This is a genomic window from Bradyrhizobium sp. (assembly GCF_049691595.1).
In the GTDB taxonomy this organism is placed as follows: domain Bacteria; phylum Pseudomonadota; class Alphaproteobacteria; order Rhizobiales; family Xanthobacteraceae; genus Bradyrhizobium.
On the sequence record NZ_JBAVNZ010000109.1, the window covers coordinates 1 to 3,079 of the forward strand.

The 3,079-nt window shown below is 64.0% G+C and carries 5 protein-coding genes; 2 read left to right on the forward strand and 3 right to left on the reverse strand.

What is annotated here, in order from left to right; all coding sequences use genetic code 11:
* From WCE35_RS05055 to fabI, 3 genes are all read right to left on the reverse strand, one after another.
* Positions 1-450: chorismate synthase (locus WCE35_RS05055; RefSeq protein WP_424592246.1), on the reverse strand; the 450-nt coding region annotated here is incomplete at its 3' end.
* Between the two features lie 74 nt (positions 451-524).
* Positions 525-1,124, reverse strand: coding sequence for a histidine phosphatase family protein (locus tag WCE35_RS05060; protein WP_424592247.1), 600 nt, complete (start codon positions 1,122-1,124; stop codon positions 525-527).
* Between the two features lie 12 nt (positions 1,125-1,136).
* Positions 1,137-1,955 (reverse strand): enoyl-ACP reductase FabI, encoded by an 819-nt coding sequence (fabI, locus tag WCE35_RS05065; RefSeq protein ID WP_424592248.1) that lies wholly within the window; start codon positions 1,953-1,955, stop codon positions 1,137-1,139.
* 181 nt (positions 1,956-2,136) lie between these two features.
* On the opposite strand from fabI, the gene WCE35_RS05070 reads away from it, so the two are divergent.
* Together WCE35_RS05070 and WCE35_RS05075 are read left to right on the forward strand one after the other, a co-directional pair.
* Positions 2,137-2,625 carry an RNA polymerase sigma factor gene (locus WCE35_RS05070; RefSeq protein WP_424592249.1) on the forward strand — a complete coding sequence of 163 codons (489 nt, stop codon included), beginning with the start codon at positions 2,137-2,139 and terminating at the stop codon, positions 2,623-2,625.
* 72 nt (positions 2,626-2,697) lie between these two features.
* On the forward strand, positions 2,698-3,079 hold a 382-nt coding region (locus WCE35_RS05075; RefSeq protein WP_424592250.1), incomplete at its 3' end, for an anti-sigma factor family protein.

The following is a 3,079-nucleotide window of genomic DNA, read 5'->3' on the forward strand; positions in this document are numbered from 1 at the left end:
GATTTTTCGCGCGATGGCCCCGGCGGCGACCCGCGTCGCGGTCTCGCGCGCCGACGCGCGGCCGCCGCCGCGATGGTCGCGCAATCCGTATTTGGCCTGATAGGTGAAGTCGGCATGTCCGGGCCGAAACTTGTCCTTGATTTCCGAATAATCCTTCGAGCGCTGGTCGGTATTTTCGATCAGCAGCGCGATCGGCGTACCCGTCGTCACCTGCACGCCGGTCTCCGGATGCGCCATCACGCCGGACAGAATTTTCACCGCGTCCGCTTCCTGCCGCTGGGTGGTGAAGCGCGACTGGCCGGGGCGGCGGCGATCGAGATCGCGCTGGATGTCCGCGTCGGTCAGCGGGATCAGCGGCGGACAGCCATCGACCACGCAGCCGATCGCGATCCCGTGGCTTTCGCCGAAGGTCGTGACCCGAAACAGGTGGCCGAAGGTGTTGAAGGACATTGGTTTGAGCTCTGGATCACGGCATTAGCCGTGTGGTAACGCGCGCGCTCCCGGCGGTCAAACGCGATCCGCCCTTAACTATATTTCCGCAGCCCGCCGTCGCGAAACACATAGACCGCGCCCTGCTCGATGATCAGATCGGCGGCACTCAGCGGCGTTTCGAGGCCGAGCGCCACCATCAGCGCGCGGGCGGTGCCGCCATGCGCCACCGCCACGGTGTCCGCCAGCAACGAGGCGTGCCAGTCCCGCACCCGGGCCTGCACCTCGACATAGCTCTCGCCGCCCGGCGGCGATATCGTCCACTTTTCGGCCTGGCGCCTGGCGAAAAGCTCGGGGTCCGAGAGTTGCATTTGCGCCAGCGTCGAGCCTTCCCACTGGCCGTATCCGATTTCGCGCAGGCGGTCGTCGAGCGCGTAGTCCGCGGGCGGCAGCTTCAGTCCGCCGCGAACCAGCTCCATCGTCGACCGCGCGCGGCCAAGCGGACTGGCGACGAACGACAGCGAGAATTTGTCGCGTCCATCACGCGTAAAGAGATCGGCGAGGATGTTGCCGGCATGGGAGGCCTGCCTGCGGCCGAGATCGTTCAGCGGAATGTCCTGCACGCCCTGCAGCCGGCCTTCCGCGTTCCATGCCGTCTCGCCATGGCGGATGTAATAGATAACAGGCGCAGGCATCGAACCCCTGGACTATTCCTTGCCGAGCGAGATGTCGGGCGCGTCCAGCCGTTTCATGCCGACGACGTGATAGCCGGAATCGACGTGATGCACCTCGCCGGTGACGCCGCGCGACAGATCCGAAAGCAGATACAGCGCACTGTCGCCGACCTCATCGATGGTCACGTTGCGACGCATTGGCGCGTTGATTTCATTCCATTTGAGGAGATAGCGGGAGTCGGCGATACCGGCAAACGCCAGCGTCTTGATCGGTCCCGCCGAGATCGCGTTGACGCGGATATTGTTCTCGCCGAGATCGGCGGCGAGATAGCGCACGCTGGCCTCCAGCGCCGCCTTGGCGACGCCCATCACGTTGTAGTGCGGCATCCATTTCTCGGCGCCGTAATAGGTCAGCGTCAGGATCGAGCCGCCGTCGACGAGAAGCTTCTCGGCGCGCTGCGCGATCGCGGTCAGCGAGTAGCAACTGATCAGCATGGTCTTGGAAAAATTGTCGGCGGTGGTTTCGAGATAGCGGCCATCGAGCTGATCCTTGTCGGAGAATGCGATCGCATGCACCACGAAGTCGATCTTGCCCCATTTCTCCCGGAGCACATCGAACACCGCATCGATGGTTAACGGATCGGTGACGTCGCAATGACCGAGCAGGATACCGCCGAGTTCCTTGGCGAGCGGCTCGACCCGCTTCTTCAGCGCATCGCCCTGCCAGGTGAGCGCGATTTCCGCGCCCGCCTCCCGGCATGCCCTGGCGATACCCCAGGCGATCGAACGATTGTTGGCGACGCCGAGGATCACTCCGCGCTTGCCCTGCATCAGGCCTGATTTTTGCGACATCCGGTTTCCAATCGAGCTTTCACTTACGCGCTGGAGGTACACCAGCACTCCGGCGCGGTACAGCCCAAATCCGCACGCGGTTAACGCTGTTTCCAACGCGCCCGGACGTCCGGAATAGTCGCGTCATTTGGGTGTTATGCTGGTAAGGCGCTCGCGCCGAACCCATCGAGATCTGGTATACATGACCGCGTTTCGCCAAAGTGTCGAAGCCATGATTCCGGCGCTGCGCCGTTACGCGCGGGCGCTCGCGCGCGACGCCGATGTCGCCGACGACCTGGTGCAGGACACGCTGGTGCGGGCGCTGCGCTCGGAGCGGCTGTTTCTCGGCGGCGACGTGCGAAGCTGGCTCTACACGATCCTGACCAACCTCAACAAGAACAGGCGGCGATCGCTGGCGCGGCGGCCGCAATTCATGCCGCTGCTGGACAACAACCCGGATGCCAGCGGCACCGAAGCGGAAGGCCGCGACATTTCCCGCGCACTCTCCACGCTGGTGGAGGAGCAGCGCACAGTGCTGCTGCTGGTGATGCTGGAGGGATTGAGCTACCGCGAGGTTGCCGACATCCAGGGCGTGCCGATCGGCACCGTGATGTCCCGCCTGGCGCGGGCGCGCGCGCATGTGAAAACCACGCTGGAAGGCGAACGCACGCCGCTGCGGCGGGTGAAATGAAGGGCAGGCGTTATGAAGGCAGGCGTTATGCATAGACATTTTTCGACCAAAGGTTAGGTAGAGACTACGGCGATGACCAATCCCAGAATTCCCGTCACCGAAGACGAACTGCATGCTTACATCGACGGCGAATTGCCGGCGGAACGTCGCGGCGATGTCGAAGCCTGGCTTGCCACGCATCCCGACGATGCCGCGCGGGTGCATTCATGGCGCACGATGGCGGAAGCACTGCATGCGCGTTACGATTCCGTCGCCGACGAAGCAGTGCCGAAACGGCTTGAGATCGAGCGGCTGGTGCGGCAGCCGCGCAAATGGTTCTACGGCGCGATTGCAGCGACGCTGGTGGCGTTCAGCGCCGGCGGCGGCGTCGGCTGGCTGGCGCGTGGCGCGTCTGCTTCGCCGTCAGCGTTCCAGAATTTCACGGTGGATGCGCTCGATGCGCACCGGCTCTATG